Annotated in this window: 21 protein-coding genes and 1 pseudogene; 9 read left to right on the top strand and 13 right to left on the bottom strand. The window is 70.0% G+C overall.

All coding sequences use genetic code 11. The features are described from left to right. The 3 genes and pseudogenes from BGO91_RS09180 to BGO91_RS09170 all read left to right on the top strand — a co-directional run. A pseudogene (locus BGO91_RS09180) lies at positions 1-464 on the top strand (heme A synthase); the annotation flags it as partial. Positions 465-484: 20 nt separating this feature from the next. After that, positions 485-1,759 carry an AAA family ATPase gene (locus BGO91_RS09175; RefSeq protein ID WP_290472466.1) on the top strand — a complete coding sequence of 425 codons (1,275 nt, stop codon included), beginning with the start codon at positions 485-487 and terminating at the stop codon, positions 1,757-1,759. A 44-nt stretch (positions 1,760-1,803) separates the two neighbouring features. Next, a complete protein-coding gene (locus BGO91_RS09170; protein ID WP_290472465.1) occupies positions 1,804-2,901 on the top strand; it encodes a tetratricopeptide repeat protein in 1,098 nt (365 codons plus the stop codon). 147 nt (positions 2,902-3,048) lie between these two features. On the opposite strand, the gene BGO91_RS09165 is transcribed toward BGO91_RS09170, so the two are convergent. Both BGO91_RS09165 and BGO91_RS09160 read right to left on the bottom strand, forming a co-directional pair. Then, positions 3,049-3,597 (bottom strand): GNAT family protein, encoded by a 549-nt coding sequence (locus tag BGO91_RS09165; RefSeq protein ID WP_290472464.1) that lies wholly within the window; start codon positions 3,595-3,597, stop codon positions 3,049-3,051. A 75-nt stretch (positions 3,598-3,672) separates the two neighbouring features. Further along, complete coding sequence (locus tag BGO91_RS09160) at positions 3,673-4,593, bottom strand: heme o synthase (protein WP_290472463.1); 921 nt, start codon at positions 4,591-4,593, stop codon at positions 3,673-3,675. 335 nt (positions 4,594-4,928) lie between these two features. Here BGO91_RS09160 and tkt point away from each other — a divergent pair, with 335 nt between their 5' ends. The 6 genes from tkt to pgl are packed head-to-tail and all read left to right on the top strand — an operon-like array spanning position 4,929 to position 13,069. Beyond that, complete coding sequence (gene tkt / locus BGO91_RS09155) at positions 4,929-7,022, top strand: transketolase (RefSeq protein WP_290472462.1); 2,094 nt, start codon at positions 4,929-4,931, stop codon at positions 7,020-7,022. 27 nt (positions 7,023-7,049) lie between these two features. Beyond that, positions 7,050-8,162, top strand: a complete 1,113-nt coding sequence (gene tal / locus BGO91_RS09150; protein WP_290472461.1) for a transaldolase — start codon at positions 7,050-7,052, stop codon at positions 8,160-8,162. After that, positions 8,159-9,769: a glucose-6-phosphate isomerase gene (locus BGO91_RS09145; RefSeq protein ID WP_290472460.1), complete on the top strand. Its 1,611-nt coding sequence runs from the start codon at positions 8,159-8,161 to the stop codon at positions 9,767-9,769. The genes tal and BGO91_RS09145 overlap by 4 nt, the downstream gene beginning before the upstream one ends. A gap of 32 nt (positions 9,770-9,801) precedes the next feature. Beyond that, positions 9,802-11,343: a glucose-6-phosphate dehydrogenase gene (gene zwf / locus BGO91_RS09140; RefSeq protein ID WP_290472459.1), complete on the top strand. Its 1,542-nt coding sequence runs from the start codon at positions 9,802-9,804 to the stop codon at positions 11,341-11,343. Continuing rightward, the gene (locus BGO91_RS09135; RefSeq protein ID WP_290472458.1) at positions 11,340-12,302 is read left to right on the top strand and encodes a glucose-6-phosphate dehydrogenase assembly protein OpcA; all 963 of its coding nucleotides are present in this window, start codon (positions 11,340-11,342) and stop codon (positions 12,300-12,302) included. Before zwf ends, BGO91_RS09135 begins: the two co-directional genes overlap by 4 nt. Further along, a complete protein-coding gene (gene pgl, locus BGO91_RS09130) occupies positions 12,299-13,069 on the top strand; it encodes a 6-phosphogluconolactonase (protein WP_290472457.1) in 771 nt (256 codons plus the stop codon). Before BGO91_RS09135 ends, pgl begins: the two co-directional genes overlap by 4 nt. Before the next feature lie 146 nt (positions 13,070-13,215). Here pgl and BGO91_RS09125 read toward each other — a convergent pair whose 3' ends face one another. From BGO91_RS09125 to BGO91_RS09075, 11 genes are all read right to left on the bottom strand, one after another. Beyond that, positions 13,216-13,581: an RNA polymerase-binding protein RbpA gene (locus BGO91_RS09125; RefSeq protein WP_025159474.1), complete on the bottom strand. Its 366-nt coding sequence runs from the start codon at positions 13,579-13,581 to the stop codon at positions 13,216-13,218. Between the two features lie 26 nt (positions 13,582-13,607). Beyond that, positions 13,608-13,853 carry a preprotein translocase subunit SecG gene (gene secG / locus BGO91_RS09120; protein WP_290472456.1) on the bottom strand — a complete coding sequence of 82 codons (246 nt, stop codon included), beginning with the start codon at positions 13,851-13,853 and terminating at the stop codon, positions 13,608-13,610. A 90-nt stretch (positions 13,854-13,943) separates the two neighbouring features. Beyond that, complete coding sequence (gene tpiA / locus BGO91_RS09115; RefSeq protein ID WP_179702061.1) at positions 13,944-14,747, bottom strand: triose-phosphate isomerase; 804 nt, start codon at positions 14,745-14,747, stop codon at positions 13,944-13,946. Then, positions 14,735-15,952: a phosphoglycerate kinase gene (locus tag BGO91_RS09110; protein WP_290472455.1), complete on the bottom strand. Its 1,218-nt coding sequence runs from the start codon at positions 15,950-15,952 to the stop codon at positions 14,735-14,737. The genes tpiA and BGO91_RS09110 overlap by 13 nt, the downstream gene beginning before the upstream one ends. Before the next feature lie 15 nt (positions 15,953-15,967). Next, positions 15,968-16,972 (bottom strand): type I glyceraldehyde-3-phosphate dehydrogenase, encoded by a 1,005-nt coding sequence (gene gap, locus BGO91_RS09105; protein WP_021764736.1) that lies wholly within the window; start codon positions 16,970-16,972, stop codon positions 15,968-15,970. A 102-nt stretch (positions 16,973-17,074) separates the two neighbouring features. Then, a complete protein-coding gene (locus tag BGO91_RS09100) occupies positions 17,075-17,701 on the bottom strand; it encodes a superoxide dismutase (RefSeq protein WP_021764737.1) in 627 nt (208 codons plus the stop codon). Between the two features lie 125 nt (positions 17,702-17,826). Then, entirely contained in the window at positions 17,827-18,807 is a 981-nt protein-coding gene (gene whiA / locus BGO91_RS09095; RefSeq protein ID WP_179702058.1) for a DNA-binding protein WhiA, read from the bottom strand. 58 nt (positions 18,808-18,865) lie between these two features. Beyond that, complete coding sequence (gene rapZ / locus BGO91_RS09090; protein WP_290472454.1) at positions 18,866-19,741, bottom strand: RNase adapter RapZ; 876 nt, start codon at positions 19,739-19,741, stop codon at positions 18,866-18,868. Between the two features lie 34 nt (positions 19,742-19,775). After that, positions 19,776-21,107, bottom strand: coding sequence for an acyltransferase (locus BGO91_RS09085; protein WP_290472453.1), 1,332 nt, complete (start codon positions 21,105-21,107; stop codon positions 19,776-19,778). Between the two features lie 159 nt (positions 21,108-21,266). Continuing rightward, complete coding sequence (locus tag BGO91_RS09080; RefSeq protein ID WP_290472452.1) at positions 21,267-21,938, bottom strand: response regulator transcription factor; 672 nt, start codon at positions 21,936-21,938, stop codon at positions 21,267-21,269. After that, a partial coding sequence (locus tag BGO91_RS09075; protein WP_290472451.1) for a sensor histidine kinase occupies positions 21,935-22,783 on the bottom strand: 849 nt, incomplete at its 5' end. The genes BGO91_RS09075 and BGO91_RS09080, both read right to left, overlap by 4 nt.

The raw sequence follows: 22,783 nt of genomic DNA, 5'->3' as shown, positions 1-22,783 counted from the left end.
CCGTGCCCGGATGGTTCGCCGGCATCGCCCACCTGACCAGCTTCGTCGTGGCCGTCACGATCATCGTCGGCATCCTCACCACCGGCTCCGGCCCGCACTCCGGCGACAGCAAGGCGACGCGCAACAATCTGAACCCGGAGATCCTGGAGCACGTCCACGCCATCCCGGCCTACGTCACGTTCGCACTCACCCTCGTGCTCGTGGTCGCCTCGCTCCGCATCCGCACGACGCGCGTGCACCGCTACACGATGTACCTTCTCGCCGTCGAGGTGCTGCAGATCGCGGTCGGCCTCATCCAGGCCAACACGGGCCTCCCCGGCATCCTGGTCGGCATCCACATGATGCTCGCCGCGACGCTTGCGGCCGCGATGACCGCGGTGATCATGTCGCTCAAGGCGCCTGCGCCGCGATCGGACACCTCTACCGAGTCGCTGCACGAAGGTCTTTCAGGTGTTTCACACTAATGATTCAATATCGTATGTGAGTGGATAATCCCCTCATCGAGTCGCTCGGCCGCGCCATTGAGGCGTCGCCGACCGATGTCCCGCTGCGCCTCCATCTGGCGCGCCTTCTCCTGGACGCCGGCTCGACAGACGAGGCGATCGCTCTCTGCGGTGCTGCCCTGCAGCTAGACCCTCAGAACGCCGACGCGCGGGGCCTGATCGCTGAGGCGCTTGCTCCCCGACCCGGGAATGCCTCGACGCTGTCGGGTGCGGAGCCCGGGACTGGCATCCCCACAGTCGAGCCTGGCGATGCCACAGTCCCTGCCGATCGCGCACAGGACGGCTCCGCATTCGATTGGTCCGCCGCCGAAGATCAGGTCGGACACCTTGCTCCGCCGATGTTCGTCGAAGGCGCTCCGACAGGATCCCCCGTTGACGCGTTCGACGCGGAGCGGCCGTCCGTCACGCTCGCAGACGTCGGCGGCATGGCCGCCGTCAAGACGCGCCTCGAGGCCGCGTTCCTGGCACCCCTGCGCAACCCCGAGCTCCGTGCGGTTTACGGAAAGAGTCTCGGCGGGGGTCTCTTGATGTACGGCCCACCTGGCTGCGGAAAGACGTTCATCGCGCGCGCCGTGGCCGGCGAGCTCGAGGCGACCTTCCTCTCCGTCTCTGCGTCAGATGTGCTGTCACGTTGGCTCGGAGACGCCGAGGCCAACATCCACGAGGTCTTCCAGCAGGCTCGTCGCTGCGCACCCTGCGTGTTGTTCTTCGACGAGTTCGACGCCCTCGGTCAACGACGCAGCGACGCCAGGCACTCCGCCCTCCGCACGATGATCAATCAATTGCTGGTGGAGCTCGATGGCGTCGAGTACAGCAACGAGGGCGTGTACGTGCTCGCCGCCACGAATCAGGTCTGGGACGTCGATCCCGCCCTCCGTCGTCCCGGGCGCCTCGACCGCACCGTCCTCGTCCTTCCACCCGACTCGGAGGCTCGCGAGGCGATCTTTCGGACCCACCTCCGCGGCCGGCCCGTCGCCGGCGCCGACCTCGGCGAGCTCGCGCGCCGGACCGATGGCTTCTCAGGCGCTGATATCGCCTACGTGTGCGAAGTGGCCTCCGAACGGGCGCTCCTCGACAGCGTCACGTCCGGCGTCGTTCGCTACATCGCCATGACCGATCTCCTCGCCGCCGTGGCCGAGATCCGGCCGTCGACGGGTCCCTGGCTGAGCACCGCCCGCAACTGGGTGGAGTTCGGCGACGATGACGGCACCTCTGCCGAACTCAAAGCCTTCCTGAAGCGATCCAAACGGCTCTGATCCCCTGAACCCATGGCCGCTCTGCGTCTTACGAAGGAACGAGGATGACCGACGAGTTCCGCGACGTCGACCACGACGGCACGGCGCTGCGAATCGAGGCCCTTATCGATGGCGGTCAATACGCCCACGCGAAGAGCCTCATCGCCGATTACCTGGCGCACACTCCCGACGACGCGACCATCCATGTACTGCTCGCCTACGCGCTTTTGGGCGAGGGTGACGCAGCGGGCGCCGCACGCGCAAGCGCCAGCGCAATCGTCCTCGACCCGACGTCGGCAGCCGCGCACCAGCTGTCCGCCGAGGCTTTCCGGCTGCAGAAGCGGTTCGCTGACGCTCGCCGCATGGCTCATGTGGCCCGTGCCCTCGCGCCCAACGAACCTCAGCCGTACGAGCTGCTGGTGGTCATCGACATCGAGTCGAAGCGCGTCAGACGCAGGACCTGGAAAGCCGGCGCTGAAGCGGTCCGTGTCGCGCCGGATAGAGCGAATGCGCACACAGTTCTCGGCAATCTCTACATGTACGGGAAGCGACCGTTCAAAGCCCAGGCCGCTTTCCGCGCCGCTCTCCGCCTCGAGCCGGACAATTCGCTCGCGCTTCACAACTTGGCCGTGGTCCAGCACTCCCTGAGCAAAGTAGGCACTGCGGCGGCTACCTGGGCCGACCTCCTCGCGACCGATCCCTCATCGACGGAGGCACTTCACAACATCGGAGGCGCCGCGAGAACCTGGCTGCGGCGCTTGAAGGTGGCGATGGTCGTGTTGCTCTTCGTCGGAGGGATCGCCACCGTCCCGATGCATGCCGTGGCTCCGGATGACGGGACGCGGCCCGCTGCGCTCGTGTATCCGGGTCTTCTCATCGCAACGCTCGCGATGGTCGCCGCCAGCGCGGGTGTCTTGTGGCATGTCCGTCGTTCCCTGGGCAGTCGCACCGGGGCATTTCTCCGAGCGCTTCCCCGAGCGGATGTGACGTTGATCCCTCAGGCCATCGGACTCGGACTCATCGTGTTCGCCCAGTTCGTCGTGTTGTTCCTCCCCTCCCCGCTCGCCCTCCCCACCTCCGGACATCTCACCGATGGCCTTTTGATTCTCATTGCAATCTCGTGGATAGCATCGCGGCTGATCAGGGCTTTTCGAAAACGGTGATGGGCAGCTGTCCGGGTCGCGAAATCGCGTTCCGGCTGGCGGCGCCTCCTCCCGTCCGCGGCTCGGGCTCGGGCGTGATCCCCTCGATCACCATCGTCGACCCTGTGCTTCTAGGCGCCTGTCCCCGGCGAGCCCGCCGCCGCGGACTCAGCCGTCAGCGGGGCCGTCGCCGCGTAGCAGCACGCCCACGAGGGCGTCGCGCTCCTCGTCGTGGAAGCGGACCGGGTGCGGGACCGCTCCCGCGAAGTCGAAGCCGGCGCCCTCCGCCAGTCGCCTACTCTGTTCGTTGCCCGGGAGGTACTCCCAGCGCAGCCGCGCGAAGCCGAGCCCGTCCGGGGCCAGCGCGTGGGCGGTGACCGCGAGGAGCGCCTCGTGCATCACGCCGCGGCCGCGGGAGCCCGGTTCGAGCCAGCACCCCAGGGAGGCCGATCCGGCGGCTTCGTCGCGGCGCACCTCCACGACGCCCAGCAAGGGGGCGTCCTCGGCGGGCCGGATCGCCCAGACGGCGAACTGACCGCTGGCCAGCCCGTGCGGGCAGTAGCTCCGCACGAAGAACTCGGCGCTCGCGAGCGTGTAGGGATGCGGCAGTGGCACCCAGCGCTGGATCTGCTCGTCCTGGCAGGCCGCGAGCACGGCAGGGATGTCACTCTCCCTGGGCGCGTCGAGGACGAACCGCGGCGTCCGGAGGGTCAGCACCCTGCCGACGCTAGCAGCGCGCGGTCAGCGGGTGCCAGACCGTGTCGGAGCAGCCGTAGCGACGCTCCCGAGCGATCAGAACGGCAGCAGCGGGTCGATCGCCACGGCGAGGAAGATCAGCGTCAGGTACGCGATCGAGCCGTGGAAGACGCGCATCGGCGACACCGACTCGTGCCGGATGGCGAGGTTGTAGAGGCGGTGGGACTCGTAGAGGAACCAGCCGCCGGCCACCAGCGAGACGGCGATGTAGAACAGGCCCATGTGCGCGACAGGGATGAGCAGCAGCGAGCAGGCGACCATCGCCCAGGCGTACAGGATGACCTGGAGGCCGACCGCGGCGCGTCCGCGGACGACGGCGAGCATGGGCACGCCCGCGTCCTTGTAGTCGGCGCGGTACTTCATCGACAGCGGCCAGTAGTGCGGCGGCGTCCACAGGAAGATGATGCCGAACAGGATGAACGGCGCCCAGTCGAGCGAGCCGGTGACGGCCGCCCAGCCGATGAGGACGGGCATGCAGCCCGCGATACCGCCCCAGACGATGTTCTGCGGCGTGCGGCGCTTGAGGATCAGCGTGTAGAAGACGACGTAGAGCAGGATCGCGACGACGGACAGCGCAGCGGCCAGCCAGTTCGTGAACACCGCGAGCACCACCACGGACGCGATCCCCAGCGCCCACGAGAAGACGAGCGCCTCGCGGTCGCTCAGCTCGCCGGTGACCAGCGGACGGTTCTTGGTGCGCCGCATGACCCGGTCGATGTCGCGGTCGATGTAGCAGTTGAACGCTCCGGCCGATCCTGCGGACATGTAGCCGCCGACCACGGTCGCGAGCACGAGCCACAGGTTCGGGATGCCGTTCGCGGCGAGGATCATCGTCGGGACGGTCGTGACGAGCAGAAGCTCCACGACGCGCGGCTTGGTCAGCGAGATGTACGCCTTCACCTTGCGCGCGAAGCCGATGCGGCCCGGATCGACACGGCTCTCTACAGCGACGTCCATTGCTCCTCGTGATGTTTCGCTCGGTGCGGCTGCGGGCGGCGCCCCTGAGCGGGCATCCGGCTCTCTGATCGCAGTCCTCAGCAAGTCTACGACACCTCTGCGGCGCTACCCCGCTCGGAGCCGGCGCACAACCCGCTGGGGGAAGGCGGCACGTTTCGTGCGTGTTACCTATACTTGGAGGTGCTCGCCAGCCGGAGCCCGTTACCCGTGCGGCCGTTTGTAGGACTCATCACGCAGACGAGGGCCCGGCGCCGATGACGTCCACGGCGCGCACTACCTCAACCGGTGCGGGTTCACGACGACCCTCACCACATCTACGAAGGGTCAGTTTTCACGTGGCAGCTCTGCAGTGGGATCCCATTGACAACAAAGCAGTAGACACGGCTCGCGTCCTCGCGGCCGATGCGGTGGAGAAGGTGGGCAACGGTCATCCCGGCACGGCGATGAGCCTGGCCCCGGCCGCATACCTCCTGTTCCAGAAGGTCATGCGCCGCGACCCGCACGACCAGCACTGGCTGGGCCGCGACCGCTTCATCCTCTCGGCCGGACACAGCTCGCTGACCCAGTACGTCCAGCTCTACCTGGGCGGCTACGGCCTCGAGCTCGACGACCTCAAGGCGCTGCGCACCTGGGGCTCGCTCACCCCGGGACACCCGGAGTACGGCCACACCGACGGCGTCGAGATCACCACGGGCCCGCTCGGCCAGGGCATCTCCTCCTCGGTCGGCTTCGCCTACGCGGCCCGCTACGAGCGCGGCCTGTTCGACCCGGAGGCCGAGGCGGGCACGAGCCCGTTCGACCACTTCGTCTACGTGATCGCCGGCGACGGCGACCTGCAGGAGGGCGTGAGCTCGGAGGCGTCGAGCCTCGCCGGCCACCAGCAGCTCGGCAACCTGATCGCGATCTACGACAGCAACCAGATCTCGATCGAGGACGACACCAACATCGCCTTCACCGAGGACGTCAAGGCCCGCTACGAGGCCTACCACTGGCACGTCCAGGTCGTCGACTGGAAGAAGACCGGCGTCTACACCGAGGACGTGCAGGCGCTCAACGACGCGATCGTCGCCGCGCAGGGCGTCACCGACAAGCCCTCGCTGATCATTCTCAAGACGATCATCGGCTGGCCGAGCCCGAAGAAGCAGAACACCGGCAAGATCCACGGCTCCGCCCTGGGCGCCGACGAGCTGCGCGCCGTCAAGGAGGTGCTCGGCTTCGACCCCGAGCAGACCTTCGAGGTCGCGGACGAGGTCCTCTCGCACACCCGCAAGGCCGTCGAGCGCGGCGCCGAGCAGCGCGCCGAGTGGCAGAAGGGCTTCGACGCCTGGGCCGCCGCCAACCCGGAGCGCAAGCAGCTCCTCGACCGCCTGCTGACCGGCGAGCTGCCGGAGGGCGTGGAGGATGTCCTCCCGGTCTTCGAGCCCGGCAAGGACGTCTCCACCCGCGCCGCCAGCGGCAAGGTGCTCAACGCCATCGCGCCGATCATGCCCGAGCTGTGGGGCGGCTCCGCCGACCTCGCCGAGTCGAACAACACCACCATCGAGGGCGGCGCGTCGTTCGTGCCGACCGAGCACTCGACCCACGAGTGGACCGGCAACCCGTACGGCCGCGTGCTGCACTTCGGCATCCGCGAGCACGCGATGGCGGCGATCCTCAACGGCATCGTGCTGCACGGCCCGACCCGTCCGTTCGGCGGCACGTTCCTGATCTTCAGCGACTACATGCGCCCCGCCGTGCGTCTCGCCGCGCTCATGCAGGTGCCGTCGATCTTCGTCTGGACCCACGACTCCGTGGCCCTCGGCGAGGACGGCCCGACGCACCAGCCGATCGAGCAGATGTCGACCCTGCGCGCCATCCCGCACCTCGACGTCGTGCGCCCCGGCGACGCGAACGAGGTCGCCTACGCCTGGAAGACCATCCTGGAGCGTCGCAAGGGACCGGCCGGCATCGCGCTGACCCGTCAGAACATCCCGGTGTTCGAGCGCGGTGAGGGCGACGCCAGCGGCGACACCCTCGCGTCCGCCAAGAACGTCGCCAAGGGCGCCTACGTCCTGGCCGAGGCGCCGAACGGCACCCCGGACGTCCTGTTCATCGCCACCGGCTCCGAGGTGCAGATCGCACTCGAGGCCCGCGAGGTGCTGCGCGGCGAGGGCATCAACGCCCGCGTCGTCTCGGCCCCGTCGCTCGAGTGGTTCCACGAGCAGCCCGCCGAGTACCAGGAGCACGTCCTCCCCGCATCGGTGAAGGCCCGCGTCTCGATCGAGGCCGGCCTCTCCCTCAGCTGGGACAAGATCGTCGGCGACCACGGTCGCAGCGTCTCGATCGAGCACTTCGGTGCCTCGGCCGACTACAAGACGCTGTTCCGTGAGTTCGGCATGACCACCGAGCACGCCGTTGCCGCCGCGAAGGAATCGCTCGCGTCGCTCTGAGCGCGGGCATGAGGAGATAGAAGAGAAATGACCGACACCACTCCTACCGCACAGCTCTCCGCCGGGGGCGTCAGCATCTGGCTGGACGACCTCTCGCGCGAGCGGATCGCCACGGGCGGCCTCCAGAAGCTCATCGCCGAGAAGAACGTGGTCGGTGTGACCACCAACCCGACGATCTTCGCGGCCGCGCTCTCCAAGGGCGAGGCCTACGCGGACCAGGTGAAGAGCCTCGCCGCCGCCGGCACCAGCGTCGAGGACGCGATCTTCGAGATCACGACCGACGACGTCGCCGCCGCCAGCGACATCTTCCACGACGTCTACGAGCAGACCGAGGGCACCGACGGCCGCGTCTCGATCGAGGTCGAGCCGGGCCTCGCGCACGACGCCGCCGGCACCATCGAGGCGGCCAAGAAGCTCGCCGCCAAGGTCGACAAGCCGAACGTGCTCATCAAGATCCCCGCGACGGTCGAGGGCCTCGAGGCCATCACCGAGACCATCGCGGCCGGCATCAGCGTCAACGTGACGCTGATCTTCAGCCTCGAGCGCTACCGCGCCGTCATCGACGCGTACCTCACCGGCCTCGAGAAGGCCAAGGACGCCGGGATCGACCTCTCGGGCATCCAGTCGGTCGCCTCGTTCTTCGTGTCGCGCGTCGACACCGAGATCGACAAGCGCCTGACCGCCATCGGCACCGACGAGGCGAACGCCCTCAAGAGCAAGGCCGGCATCGCCAACGCCCGCCTCGCCTACGAGGTCTACGAGCAGGCCTTCGCCACCGACCGCGCCAAGGCCCTCGTGGCCTCCGGCGCGAACGAGCAGCGCCCGCTCTGGGCCTCGACCGGCGTCAAGGACCCGAGCCTGCCCGACACGCTCTACGTGACCGAGCTGGTCGCGCCGAACACGGTCAACACCATGCCGGAGAAGACGCTCGACGCGACCTTCGACCACGGCGTCATCACCGGCGACACCGTCACCGGCAACTACGCCGACGCGCAGGGCGTGCTCGACGCGCTGGCCGGCCTCGGCGTCGACTACGACGACGTGACCGCCACCCTCGAGCGCGAGGGCGTCGACAAGTTCAACGTCTCGTGGTCCGAGCTCGTGGAGACCGTGAAGACGGCTCTGGAGGCGGCCAAGTGACGTTCCGCATCCACGTCACCGGCGCCGCCGCCGACGCGGTCGCGTCCGTCGTCCCGCAGCTCGTGGCCGACAAGGTCGCGTCCGGCATCACCGCGCTGGACCCGGCCCTCTGGGGCCCCGACGCGGAGGCCGAGGCGTCGAAGCGCCTCGGCTGGACCGAGGCCGTCGCGATCTCGCGGCCGCTCGTCGCCGAGATCGTCGCGCTCCGCGAGGAGCTGCACGCCCGCGGCGTCGACCACATCGTGCTCGGCGGCATGGGCGGCTCCTCGCTCGCGCCCGAGGTCATCACCCGGACGGCCGAGGCCGAGCTCACCGTGCTCGACTCGACCGACCCCGGCCAGGTGCTCGCGGCCCTCCGCGACCGCCTCGACCGGACCGCCGTGGTCATCTCGTCGAAGTCGGGCTCCACGCTCGAGACGGACAGCCAGAAGCGCATCTACGAGAAGTGGTTCCGCGACGCCGGCATCGACCCGACCGAGCGCATCGTCATCGTGACCGACCCGGGCTCCCCGCTCGACCAGTCGGCGCGGGAGGCGGGCTACCGCGTCTTCAACGCCGACCCGAACGTGGGCGGCCGCTACTCGGCGCTCACCGCGTTCGGCCTCGTGCCGTCCGGCCTCGCCGGCGTGGACATCGCGGAGCTGCTCGACGAGGCCGAGGCCACGTCGCTCGAGCTCGCCGTGGACCGCGAGGACAACCCGGGCCTGGTGCTCGGCGCGGCCATCGCGGGCACGAACCCGCTCAAGGACAAGCTCGGCATCGTCTCCGACGGCACCCACATCGTGGGCTTCGCCGACTGGGCCGAGCAGCTGATCGCCGAGTCCACCGGCAAGGAGGGCACCGGCCTCCTCCCGGTCGTGCTCGACAAGCTGGCCCCCGAGCTCGACTTCAAGCCGGCCGACCTCCAGATCGTCCGCCTCGTCGCCAACGCGGAGGCGCACCACCTGTTCCCGGCCGACCGGCACGAGGGCGAGATCCTCGTCTCGGGCAGCCTCGGCGCCCAGCTCCTGGTCTGGGAGTACGCGGTCGCCGTCGCGGGTCGCCTGCTCGGCATCAATCCGTTCGACCAGCCCGACGTGGAGGCCGCCAAGGTCGCCGCCCGCGCGCTGCTCGACGACCGCCCGGAGGCCGCCGCACCGGTGTTCACCGCCGGAGGCATCGAGGTCCGCCAGACCGGCGACTTCCTGGCCGGTGCCGGCACCCTCGACGCCGCCGTGGACGCACTGCTCGCGCAGCTCGGCCCGGACGGCTACGTCTCGGTGCAGGCCTACGTCGACCGTCTCGCGCTCCCCCAGCTCGAGGGCGTGCGCGACCTCCTCGCCGCCAAGGCGAAGCGTCCCGTCACCTTCGGGTGGGGGCCGCGGTTCCTGCACTCGACCGGCCAGTTCCACAAGGGCGGCCCCGCCGTCGGCGTGTTCCTGCAGATCACGGCGACCGCCCCGGAGGACCTCGAGATCCCGGACCGTCCGTTCACGTTCGGCCAGCTCATCCAGGCCCAGGCCGCCGGCGACGCCAGCGTCCTCGGCGAGCACGGCCGCCCGGTCCTCACCCTCACGCTCACGAACCCCGAGGCGGATGTCGTCTCGCTGTTCGAGGCCGTCAACTGATCATCGGCGCCCCGCGCCGACCAAGGAGATCGATGTCCCCGGTGGAAATCACCCCGGAGTTCAACCCGCTGCGGTTGGCCTCCGATCGACGCCTCAACCGCATCGCCGGACCCAGCAGTCTCATCATCTTCGGTGTGACGGGAGACCTCTCCCGCAAGAAGCTGATGCCGGCCGTGTACGACCTCGCCAACCGCGGCCTCCTGCCGCCCGGGTTCTCGCTCGTCGGGTTCGCCCGGCGCGACTGGGAGGACCAGGACTTCGAGAAGGTCGTCCACGACGCGGTCAAGCAGTACGCCCGCACCCCGTTCGATGAGGACGTCTGGAAGCAGCTCGCGCAGGGCATCCGGTTCGTCCCCGGCGAGTTCGACGACGACGACGCGTTCGCGCGCCTGAAGGAGACCGTCGAGGAGCTGGACCGTGAGCGCGGAACGATGGGCAACCACGCGTTCTACCTCTCGATCCCGCCGAAGGCCTTCCCGATCGTGACCGAGCAGCTCAGCCGCTCGGGCCTGGCCGACCAGTCCGGCGACGGCTGGCGCCGCGTCGTGATCGAGAAGCCGTTCGGGCACGACCTGCAGTCGGCGCGCGAACTGAACTCCGTCGTCGAGTCGGTCTTCCCGCCCGACTCGGTGTTCCGGATCGACCACTACCTCGGCAAGGAGACGGTCCAGAACATCCTGGCGCTGCGCTTCGCGAACGAGCTGTACGAGCCGATCTGGAACGCCAACTACGTCGACCACGTGCAGATCACCATGGCCGAGGACATCGGCGTGGGCGGCCGGGCCGGTTACTACGACGGGATCGGCGCCGCGCGCGACGTCATCCAGAACCACCTGCTCCAGCTCCTCGCCCTCACGGCGATGGAGGAGCCCATCTCGTTCGACGCCGCGGACCTCCGCGCCGAGAAGGAGAAGGTGCTCGCCGCGGTGCGGCTGCCCCAGGACCTCGCCACGGCGACGGCCCGCGGGCAGTACTCCAGCGGATGGCAGGGCGGCGAGAAGGTCGTCGGCTTCCTGGACGAGGACGGGATGAACCCCGAGTCGACCACGGAGACCTACGCGGCCATCAAGCTCGACATCGGCACGCGCCGGTGGGCGGGCGTGCCGTTCTACCTCCGCGCGGGCAAGCGCCTCGGCCGCCGCGTCACCGAGATCGCCGTGGTCTTCAAGCGCGCCCCGCAGCAGCTGTTCGCGGAGTCGCAGACCTCGGCCCTCGGCCAGAACGCGCTCGTCATCCGCGTCCAGCCGGACGAGGGCGTGACGATCCGCTTCGGCTCCAAGGTGCCGGGCGCCGGAATGCAGGTGCGCGACGTGAGCATGGACTTCGGCTACGGCCACGCCTTCACCGAGGCGAGCCCGGAGGCGTACGAGCGGCTCATCCTGGACGTGCTCCTCGGCGACCCGCCGCTGTTCCCCCGTCACGAAGAGGTCGAGCTCTCCTGGAAGATCCTCGACCCGATCGAGCAGTTCTGGGAGACCCAGGGCCAGCCCGAACAGTACCGCCCCGGGACCTGGGGCCCGAAGTCCGCCGACGAGCTCCTCGCCCGCGACGGCCGCGTCTGGAGGCGCCCATGATCGTCGATCTGCCCGACACCACCGTCAGCAACATCTCCAAGACGCTGGTGAAGATCCGCGAGGAGGGCGGCGCCGTCGCCCTCGGCCGCGTGCTCACCCTCATCATCGCCACCCACCTCGGTCAGGAGGAGGAGGCCATCGAGGCCGCCAACGACGCCTCCCGCGAGCACCCGATGCGCGTCATCGTGGTCTCGACCGAGGAGGAGCGCAGCCACAACGGTGAGGGACGTCTCGACGCCCAGATCCGCGTGGGCGGCGACGCCGGCGCGAGCGAGGTCATCGTCCTGCGCGCCTACGGCGAGACGGCTAGCGACGAGGAGGGACTGGTCACCGGCCTGCTCCTCCCCGACGCCCCCGTCGTGGTGTGGTGGCCCGGCATCGCTCCGGCGAAGGTCTCCCACTCCCCGCTCGGCCGCATCGCGACCTGCCGGATCACGGATGCGTCCGCGCAGCCGAACCCGCAGGAGGCGCTGTACCACCTGGCCGAGACGTACGCGCCCGGCGACACCGACTTCGCCTGGACCCGCCTCACCCTGTGGCGCGCCCAGCTCGCAGCGGTGCTCGACCAGCCGCCGTACGAGCCGATCACGTCGGTGGAGGTCGCCGGTGCGGCGGACTCCCCCAGCACCCTCCTCCTCGCCGCGTGGCTGCGTCTGCAGCTGCAGGTGCCCGTGCAGTACGACCTCGCCTCGCGCGCGGTCGGCTCGGGCGGCATCCACGGCGTCCGCATGGAACGTGCCTCGGGCACCATCGAGCTGGAGCGCGAGGTGCCGAACGTGGCGCGTCTCTCCCAGCCCGGTCAGCCGTCGCACGATCTGGCCCTGCCGCGCCGCAGCCTCCGCGATTGCCTCGCTGAGGAATTGCGTAGGCTGGACCCGGACGACCTCTACGGCGAGGTGATCACCCAGGGTCTCGGACTGCTCGAGACCTCTGACGAAGGAGCGGGCGCGCGCGCATGACGAACGAACGGCGGGTGCTTGTGCACCCCGACAAGGAGGCCCTCACGGCTTCGGTGGCCGCACGGTTCCTGACCAAGACCATCGACATCCTCGACGACCTCGACGGGGCGAACATCGCACTCACCGGCGGGACCATGGGCATCGCGGTGCTGGAGGCGGTCAACGCCTCCCCCGCCCGCGACACGATCGACTGGTCGAAGGTCCACTTCTGGTGGGGCGACGAGCGGTTCGTCGAGAAGTCCAGCGCCGACCGGAACGAGCGCCAGGCCCGCGAGGCCCTGCTCGACCACATCGCGGTGCCGCCGGAGAACATCCACCCGTTCCCGGCGTCCGACGAGATCGCCGATCTCGACGAGGCCGCGAGCGTCTACGCGGCCGAGCTCGAGGCGTTCGCGTCGGAGGGTCTCGAGTTCCCGCGGTTCGACATCATGTTCCTCGGGGTCGGGCCGGACGGGCACATCGCGTCCCTCTTCCCGGACCGGGCGGGCATCCGCGAGACGGAGGCCACGGTGATCGCCGAGCGCGAGTCGCCGAAGCCGCCGCCGGAGCGGCTCAGCCTCACGCGACCGGTGATCAACGCATCGGACCGCATCTGGCTGGTCCTGTCAGGCACCGACAAGGCGAGCGCCCTGGGCCTCGCCCTGGCCGGCGCGAGCTACACCGAGGTCCCGGTCGCCGGGGCCAAGGGCCGCAAGCGCACCGTGTTCTTCGTGGACAAGGATGCCGCCGTCGACGTTCCTGAGAACCTCATCGCGCCGAGCTACTGACGCCACAGCACTGACGCGACACCACGAGGCCCCGCCGGTTGTTCGACCGGCGGGGCTTCGTCGTATGCGGTGGCGAGGCCGCGCGCTACCGGGTATGCAGAAGGGCCGCTCACGAGATCGTGAGCGGCCCTTCGTGACGCGGTGCGTCAGTTGCTGGTGGGCTTGCCGCGGCGGGTGCGGAGCTGGTTGAGGGCGTCCTCGAGCAGCTGCTCCGCCTCCTCCTCCGAGCGACGCTCCTTCACATAGGCGAGGTGCGTCTTGTACGGCTCGGCCTTGGCGACCGACGGCGGGTTCTCCTTGTCGCGACCGGCGGGGAGCCCGCTGGACGGCGAGTCGATCGTCTCGGGGATCTCTTCTTCGGGCAGGTTCGCCGCGAAGTAGCGGACGGTCTCGTTGCCGAGAGCGTCCCAGTACGAGACGGCGACGCGGTCCGCGTGGAAACCGCGGTCCTGCTCGCCCATCGGGCCGGCGCCGACGCGCGACCCACGAATTGCACTTCCTCCGGAAGCCATGGTTCTCCTCTGATGAAGAGCGCTGACTAAGCGCTGAACTTGGTGATCAGCCCGAGCACGACGATGCAGGTGATCCAAATGATCCCGAGAACGACCGTGATCCGGTTGAGGTTGCGCTCAGCCACGCCCGAGGCGCCGAGGTTCGAGGTGACGCCGCCGCCGAACATGTCGGAGAGACCGCCGCCGCGCCCCCTGTGCAAGAGGATGAGCAGGGTCAGCAGGAGGCTGGTGATGCCCAGCAGCACCTGCAGGACGACCTGGAGAATCTGCACGAGTTACCTTTCGCGTAACAACTCCCGGGAGAATGCCCGGGGAAAGCCAACGACCAGTATATCCGGCCGGGCCGAGAACGACGGAACGCGTCAGATGCCGACGTGCTTCTGGTAGCGGATGATGCTCGAGAACTCCGCGACGTCGAGGCTCGCGCCGCCGACGAGTGCGCCGTCGACGTTCGGCTCGCGCATGAACGCGGCGATGTTGCTCGACTTCACCGATCCGCCGTAGAGGATGCGCGTCTTGGCCGCGACGTCCTCGCCCAGGAGCTCGACGATGACCGCGCGCAGCGCGGCCGCGACCTGCTCGGCCTGCTCGGGCGTCGCCGCCTGACCGGAGCCGATGGCCCACACGGGCTCGTACGCGACGACGAAGTCCGCCGCCGAGTCGACCTGCGCGAGCGCGGCGCGGAGCTGCGCGACCGGGACGGCGCTGGCGCCGTGGACCTCGAGGTCCTCCGCGGTCTCGCCGACGCAGATGATCGGCGCGATGTTGTGCGCGATCGCCTGGGCCGTCTTGGCCGCGACCTGCTCGTCGGTCTCACCGTGGAGCGTGCGACGCTCCGAGTGGCCGATGATGACGTAGCGGCACTCGAGCGCGGCGAGGAACGCCGCCGAGATCTCACCGGTGTAGGCGCCGGAGACGTGCTCCGAGACGTCCTGACCGCCGAAGGCGATCGGGAGCTTGTCCGCCGACACGAGGGTCTGCACGCTGCGCAGGTCGGTGAACGGCGGGAAGACCGCCGCCTCGACCGCGGAGAAGTCGTGCCCGGCGTCCTTCAGGGTCCAGGCGAGCTTCTGGACGACCGCGATGGCCTGGAGGTGGTCCAGGTTCATCTTCCAGTTGCCGGCGATGAGCGGGACACGCCGCACCGAGGGGCTCACTGCTGCCATCCGAGGACCTCCAGACCCGGGAGGCGCTTGCCCTCGAGGAACTCGAGGCTCGCTCCGCCGCCCGTAGAAATGTGACCGAACTGGTCATCCGAGAAGCCGAGCGCGCGGACCGCGGCGGCCGAGTCGCCGCCGCCGACGACGCCGAGGCCGTCGACCTCGGTCAGCGCCTGAGCGACGGCCTTGGTGCCGGCCGCGAAGGGGGCCAGCTCGAACACGCCCATGGGGCCGTTCCAGAACACGGTGCGCGCACCGCGGACGTACTCCGAGAACAGCTCGGCGGTCTCGGGTCCGATGTCGAGCCCGAGGCCCGAGGAACCCCAGTCGGTGTCCTCGATGCCGTCGATCGGGCGCACGACGTGCTCCGCGTCGGCGCCGAACTTCGAGGCGACGACCACGTCGCGCGGGAGCACGATCTCGACGCCGCGCTCCTTCGCCGTGGCGAGGTAGCCCTTCACGGTGTCGATCTGGTCGGCCTCGAGCAGGCTGGAGCCCACCTTGTGGCCGAGGGCCGCGAGGAAGGTGAAGAGCATGCCACCGCCGATGAGGAGCGAGTCCACGCGCGGCAGGAGGTGGCCGATCACGCCGAGCTTGTCGGAGACCTTCGAGCCGCCGAGCACGACCGCGTAGGGCCGCTCGGGGTTCTCGGTCAGCCGGTCGAGCACGTCCAGCTCGGTCGCGATGAGGAAGCCGGCGGCGCTCGGCAGCGCCTGGGCGAGCTCGTAGACGCTCGCCTGCTTGCGGTGCACGACGCCGAAGCCGTCGGACACGAACGCGTCGCCGAAGGCGGCGAGCTTCGCGGCGAACGCGGAGCGCTCGCCCTCGTCCTTGCTGGTCTCCCCCGGGTTGAACCGGAGGTTCTCGAGCAGGGCGACGTCGCCGTCGTTCAGACCGGCGACGGCGGCTTCCGCCCCGGCGCCGACGGTGTCCTGGGCGAAGGTCACCGGCTTGCCCAGCAGCTCGCTGAGCCGCTGGGCAACCGGTGCCAGGCTGTACTTCGCATCGGGAGCCCCCTCAGGGCGCCCGAGGTGGGAGATGACGACCACCTTCGCACCCTGATTGATCAGGGCGTTCAGGGTGGGAATCGACGCTCGCACACGGCCGTCGTCCGTGATCGAGCCGTCCTTCAGAGGGACGTTCAGATCACAGCGGACGACGACGCGCTTGCCGGCGAGCGAACCGAGTGAATCAAGGGTGCGGAGCGTCACGTCGGTTCCCTGGGGTTAGAGGCGCTCGGCCACGTACTCGGTCAGGTCGACGAGACGGTTGGAGTAACCCCACTCGTTGTCGTACCAGCTCGAGAGCTTGACCTGGTCGCCGAGGACGCGCAGCAGACCGGCGTCGAAGATCGACGAGTGCGGGTCGCTGACGATGTCGCTGGAGACGATCTCGTCCTCGGTGTACTTGAGGATGCCCTTGAGCTCGCCCTCGGCGGCCTCCTTGTAGGCGGCCTTGATCTCGTCGACGGTGACCGGGCGCGAGGCGGTGACGGTCAGGTCGGTGATCGAGCCGGTGGGCACGGGCACGCGCAGCGCGAAGCCGTCGAGCTTGCCCTTGAGCTCCGGGAGGACCAGGCCGATCGCCTTGGCGGCGCCGGTCGAGGTCGGGACGATGTTGATGGCGGCGGCGCGGGCGCGGCGGAGGTCGCTGTGCGGGCCGTCCTGGAGGTTCTGGTCGGCGGTGTACGCGTGGACCGTGGTCATGAGACCGCGCTCGATGCCGAACTTGTCGTTGAACACCTTGGCGAGCGGCGCGAGGCAGTTCGTGGTGCACGACGCGTTGGAGATGATGTTGTGCGCGGCGGGGTCGTACAGGTGCTCGTTGACACCCATGACGAACGTGGCGTCCTCATCGGTCGCCGGAGCGGAGATGATGACCTTCTTGGCGCCGGCCTCGATGTGCTTCTTGGCGTCGGCGGCCTTGGTGAAGCGGCCGGTCGACTCGATGACGATGTCGACGCCCAGGTCGCCCCAGCCGAGGTTGGCGGGGTCGCGCTCCGCGAGGACCTTGATGGGCTTGCCGTTGACGACGATGTTGTCGCCGTCGAGCTCCACCGTGGCGTCCAGGCGGCCCGTGATCGAGTCGTACTTGAGCAGGTGTGCGAGCGTCTTGTTGTCGGTGAGGTCGTTCACCGCGACGATCTCGAGGTCGCTGCCCTTCGCGAGGGCCGCACGCAGGTAGTTGCGACCAATGCGACCGAACCCGTTGATTCCGATCTTTACGGACACAGATGTCTCCAGTTACTTGATGGGCGCCGGACGGCGCTGATGTGGGTGGGTGAAGCGGACGGCGGCGTCCCGGGAGGTGTCCTCCCGGGACGCCTCGCCTGATTAAGACAGTAGCAGCAGGCCCGACGTCTTTTCGCGCGCCTTCACGAAGCGCTCCTGGACGTCCGCCCAGTTGGTGATGTTCCAGAACGCCTTGACGTAGTCGGCCTTCACGTTGACGTAGTCGAGGTAGAAGGCGTGCTCCCACATGTCGAGCAGGAGCAGCGGGACGGTCGCCGCGGCGAGGTTGCCCTGGTGGTCGTACAGCTGCTCGATGATGAGCTTCTGGCCGAGCGAGTCCCACGCGAGGATCGACCAGCCGGAGCCCTGGATGCCGAGCGCCGACGCGGTGAAGTGGGCGCGGAACTTGTCGAAGGAGCCGAAGAACTCGTCGATCGCGGAGGCGAGCTCGCCGGTCGGCTTGTCACCGCCGTCCGGAGACAGGTTGTTCCAGAACACCGTGTGGTTCACGTGCCCGGCCAGGTTGAACGCGAGGTCCTTCTGGAGCTTGTTCACGTTGCCCAGGTCGTCCGCGTCGCGGGCCTCGGCCAGCTTGACGAGGGCGGTGTTCGCACCGTCGACGTACGCCTTGTGGTGCTTGTCGTGGTGCAGCTCCATGATCCGACCGCTGATGTTCGGTTCCAGCGCCGAGTAGTCGTACGGAAGGTCTGCGAGCGTGTAGTCAGCCATTACTCATCTCCTCAGGTGTGTCCCGGCGCGAATGATCCGCCGGGAGCGGGCGACTTTTCCAGTCTAGTGACGGCAACCCCGGCGGCGTCCGGATGCTTCCCGGTCTGCGCCGTACGCCACGGAACCTACACCTCGTCGAGGTCCGCCGGGAGGTTCGCGTCGGTTCCGGGGATGCCGAGGTCGGAGGCGCGCTTGTCCGCCATCGCCAGGAGGCGGCGGATGCGGCCGGCGACGGCGTCCTTCGTCATGGGCGGGTCGGCGTGGTGGCCGAGCTCGTCGAGGCTCGCGTCGCGCTGCGAGAGGCGCAGCTCGCCGGCATAGCGCAGGTGCTCGGGCACGTCGTCGCCGAGGATCTCGAGCGCGCGCTCGACGCGGGCGCAGGCGGCGACGGCGGCCTGCGCGGAGCGGCGGAGGTTCGCGTCGTCGAAGTTGACCAGGCGGTTCGCGGTCGCCCGCACCTCGCGGCGCTGACGGAGCTCCTCCCAGTTGGCGACGGTCTGCGCTGCGCCCATCTGGACGAGCATGGCGCTGATGGCCTCGCCGTCGCGGATGACGACGCGGTGCACACCGCGGACCTCGCGGGCCTTCGCGGCCACGCCGAGCCGGCCGGCCGCTCCGACAAGGGCCATGGCCGCCTCGTTGCCGGGGCAGGTCACCTCGAGGGCCGCCGAGCGCCCCGGGTCGGTGAGCGAGCCGTGCGCGAGGAACGCCCCGCGCCAGACGGCCGCGAGCTCGTCGCGCGAGCCAGTGGTGAGACGGTTCGGGAGGCCGCGGATCGGGCGGCGGCGGGCGTCGAGCAGGCCGGTCTGGCGGGCGAGCGTCTCGCCGCCGTCGAGCACGCGGACGAGGTACTGCGGGCTCCGGCGGATGCCGGACGCCGAGATGACGGAGCCTTCGCTGCGGACGCCGTACAGCTCCGCGAGGTCCTTCCGCACGCGCGTGGCGAGCTCCGGGGTGTCGAGCTCGCTCTCCACCGCGATGCGGCCGCCGATGAGGTGCAGGCCCCCGGAGAAGCGGAGGATGGTGGCGAGCTCGGCGGCGCGGACGGTCGTCTTACTGACCTGCACCTTCGTGAGCTCGTCCTTGACGTCGGCGGTGAGAGCCAATCGGATTCCTAACTGTTGAGCGACGGCGTGGATGGCGCCGTGAAGCGGTCGACCGGCGTCATTCACGGCCGAGGTCGCGGTGTTTTGTGTTCACCGCGAGACCCGGGAAATTGCGCAACCGTGCCGCGAGCTCTTCCGCAATCGCGACGGACCGGTGCTTCCCTCCCGTGCAGCCTATCGCGATCGTGGCGTGTCGTTTGTTCTCCCGCTGGTAACCCTCGAAGATCGGGCGGAGCGCGGTGACGTAGGCGGAGATGAATTCTTCCGCGCCGTTCTGGGCGAGGACGTAGTCGCTGACGACCTCGTCGAGACCCGTGTGCGGGCGCAGATCCGGGATCCAGAACGGGTTCGGGAGGAATCGCGCGTCGGCGACGAGGTCGGCGTCCGGCGGCAGCCCGTACTTGAAGCCGAAGCTCAGGACCGTGACCTGCACGCCGGCCGTCCCCTCGGCGGCGAACGTCTCGGTGATGTTCATCGCCAGCTGGTGGATGTTGAGGTCGGAGGTGTCGACGATCAGGTCGCTGGCCTCGCGGATCTCGCGCAGCCGGGCGCGCTCGGCGCCGATGCCGTCGAGGATCGTGCCGTCGCCCTGCAGGGGGTGCGGCCGCCGGACCTGCTCGAAGCGGCGCACGAGCACCGCGTCGGCCGCCTCCAGGAACAGCACGCGCACCTTCGTGCCCTCGCGCAGGCTCTGGATCATCTCACGCAGGTCGACGAAGAAGTTGCGGCCGCGCACATCCACCACCGCAGCGATGCGCGGGAGGCCGGACTCGGCCCGGTTGGCCAGCTCGATCAGCGGGCGGAGCATCTGCGGCGGGAGGTTGTCGACCACGTACCAGTCGAGGTCCTCGAGCGCGTTGGCGACCGTCGAACGGCCCGCCCCCGACATGCCCGTGACGATCAGCACTTCCTGCTGCGCGGTGTCGGTGGCCACCTGTTCTCCTCCTTGCGATGCGTGTCCGCCCAGCCTACCGAGTGACGGCGCCCGGCAGGTCCGAACTCCGCAGAATCCGCAGCGCGAGCGCCGCGAGGCCGGCCGCGGCCACCCAGGACGCGATGGAGGACCCGGCGAGCAGGACCAGGAGCACGCCCGCGGCGCCCGCCGCTGCGGAGCTGAGGGCTCGGGCACGGGCGGGGGCCGGCGACGGCCGCAGACCGCGTCCACCGGCCTCCCAGCGCCCCACCAGGGCCACCGCGCCCGCAACCGCCACCAGCACGGTCGCGAGCCACGCCGGGCGCGTGAGCCACCACTCGGCGCTCAGCGGGACGGGCAGTGCGGTGCCCGCGAGCAGCAGCACTCCCCCGGCGAGCACGATCAGCACGGGCATGTGCCAGAGGTAGACCGTCATGGCGCGTGCGGAGATCCAGGTCACGGCGCGCTCCACCGGCGGGAGCGTAGCGGCCGTGCGGAGTGCGGGCGCCGCCAGGCGGAACAGCGCGAGCTGCACGACCGCGAGCAGGAGCAGCGCGCCGGTGGGCGGGTTGAGGTTGGCGAGCATGTCGAACGACCAGACGCCCGCCGTGCAGAGCAGGGCGAGGACGCCCGCCGCCGTGGCGGCGAGGACGCCGAGCGCCCGCCGCGAGAGCCCGTCGAGCCGGCCGGAGGCGAGCCAGAACCCGAGCTGCTGGACCGTGAGCCAGACGAAGAGCAGGTTCGCGAACCCGATCGCCGTCACCCCGGTCGCTCCGCGGAGCACATCGACCGCGACCGCGAGGGCGGCCGGAGCGGCCAGCCCGACGATCGGCGCGCGCCGATGCAGCGCCACCAGCGGCGGCACGGCAACCGTGCAGAGTACGTAGACACCGAGGAACCAGAGCGGCTGGCTGATCCGGAACCCCGCCACCGCGACGAGTGAGGTGGGGACGCCCGCGAGCGTGAGGGTGCTCAGCAGGACCGCCACGGCGACGAGGGCGGCCGCTGCCGGCACGAACAGCCGGCGCATGCGTCCGGCCAGGTAGTCGCCGTAACCGGCTCCGCGCTCCCGCATCCGCTCCCACTGCGTGTGGGCGGAGAAGCCGCCGAGCAGGAAGAACAGCGGCATGATCTGCACGACCCAGCTCAGCGCGGCGAACCCGGGCCAGCCCTCCAGCGCGTTCTCCAGGACCGGGCCCGTCGCTCCCACGCTCACGCCGACCATGAGGCCGTGGAGCAGGACCACGACGACGAGACACGCCGACCGGGCGACATCCACCGCTGGATCGCGCCGGGCGGATGCAGGCCCGGCGGCGGTGCTGCGGGTGCCGGTCCGCGGCGCGGAAGCGGTGCGCGGCGCTCGGCTGCTGACGAGGGACAGGGACATCGTGGCTCCTTCCGTGCGGCCCGGCGGGCCGACGACCAGAGCGTCTCAACGAGGTTCCGCGGTCCGCGTCACCCCCGGGAGCCAACAGAGCCCCCTACCGGGGTAGGGGGCTCTGTGCGACTCGGGGCGAGGGCCAGGAGTCTGACTCGGCGGCAAGGATCACGGGCTCGGCTCGACCAGCCCGGCGTCGAAGGCGAGGATGACCGCCTGCACCCGGTCGCGCAGGCCGAGCTTCGCGAACACGCGGCTCACGTGGGTCTTCACCGTCTGCTCCGCGATGAAGAGCTCCGCCGCGATCTCGGCGTTCGAGAGCCCCCGCCCGATCAGCACCAGGATCTCCCGCTCGCGTTCGGTGAGGTCGGCCAGCCGCTGCGCCTTCGCACCGCCGGCCGGGCGCAGGGAGCCGAACCGTTCCAGGAGTCGCTTGGTCACGCGCGGCGCCAGCAGAGCGTCTCCGGCGGCGACCACCCGCACCGCCTGCACCAGATCGGCGGGCGGGGCGTCCTTGAGCAGGAAGCCGCTCGCTCCGGCGCTCAGTGCGTCGTAGACGTACTCGTCAGCGTCGAAGGTCGTCAACACGAGGACGAGCGGCCGGTGCGGGTCTCCCCGCGTCGGCCGCACGAGTTCCCGGGTAGCCTCGATGCCGTTCATGACGGGCATCCGGACATCCATCAGCACGACGTCGGGCCGCAGCCGGCGGGCGAGCTCCACCGCCTCGGCGCCGTCCGCGGCCTGCCCGAGCACCTCGATGCCGTCCTGGGCGCCGAGGATCGCGGCGAAGCCGGCGCGCACCATGGCCTGGTCGTCCACCACGAGCACGCTGATCGTCATGAGCCCTCCCCGTGCCCGGCGAGAGGCAGGACGGCGCGCACGCGGTAGCCGCCCTCGGCTCGCGAGCCTACCTCCAGGGAGCCGCCGAGCAGCTCGGCGCGCTCACGCATGCCCCGGATGCCGTGGCCGCCGCTCTCGGGCGCGGGAGCGGACGCCGGCCGTCCGGGGGCCCGCTCGTTCTCGACCGTGACCACGAGCCCCTCTGCCGCACGCTCGATCACGACGTCCGCCCCGGCTCCGGTCGCGTGGCGCGCGATGTTGCTCAGCGACTCCTGCACGATGCGGTACACCGCGAGCGACACGACGGGCTCGAGCCGCGCGGCGGTCTCGGCGTCCAGGCGGTCGTCGAGACGGACGGTGCCGCGCCGTCCCGCACCGGTGACGAGCGCGCGCACGTCGGCGATCCCCGGCTGGGGCGCCGTCTCGGCGGCCACGTCCTCGCTGCGGAGCACGCCCAGCAGCATCCGCATCTCCCCCATCGCGCTGCGCGCCGTGGCCGCCAGCTCGTCGAACTCGGCGACCGCTTCGGGCGACAAGTCCGGGAGGCGGTAGCGCGCGCTGGACGCCTGCACCTGGATGGCCGACATGCCGTGGGCGACCACATCGTGGAGTTCCCGTGCGATCCGGGTGCGCTCCTCCGCGACCTCCCGCAGCGCCTGCTCGGAGGCCGAGATGCCCTGCTCGCGCAGCAGCTGGCGGCGCACGTCCTGCCAGCGGGCGACGAGCAGACCGCCGAGCAGGGCCGCGGCCGTCACGGCGGCGAACACCACCAGGTCGGCGGTGACGGCTCCGGCCGTCGCCGGCGGACGCACGCCCGTCGACCCGACGATCGTGACGGCGGCCAC

The sequence above is a fragment of the Leifsonia sp. 71-9 genome (assembly GCF_001898805.1).
Taxonomy (GTDB): domain Bacteria; phylum Actinomycetota; class Actinomycetes; order Actinomycetales; family Microbacteriaceae; genus Leifsonia.
This window is presented reverse-complemented; position numbering and strand designations above follow the sequence as displayed.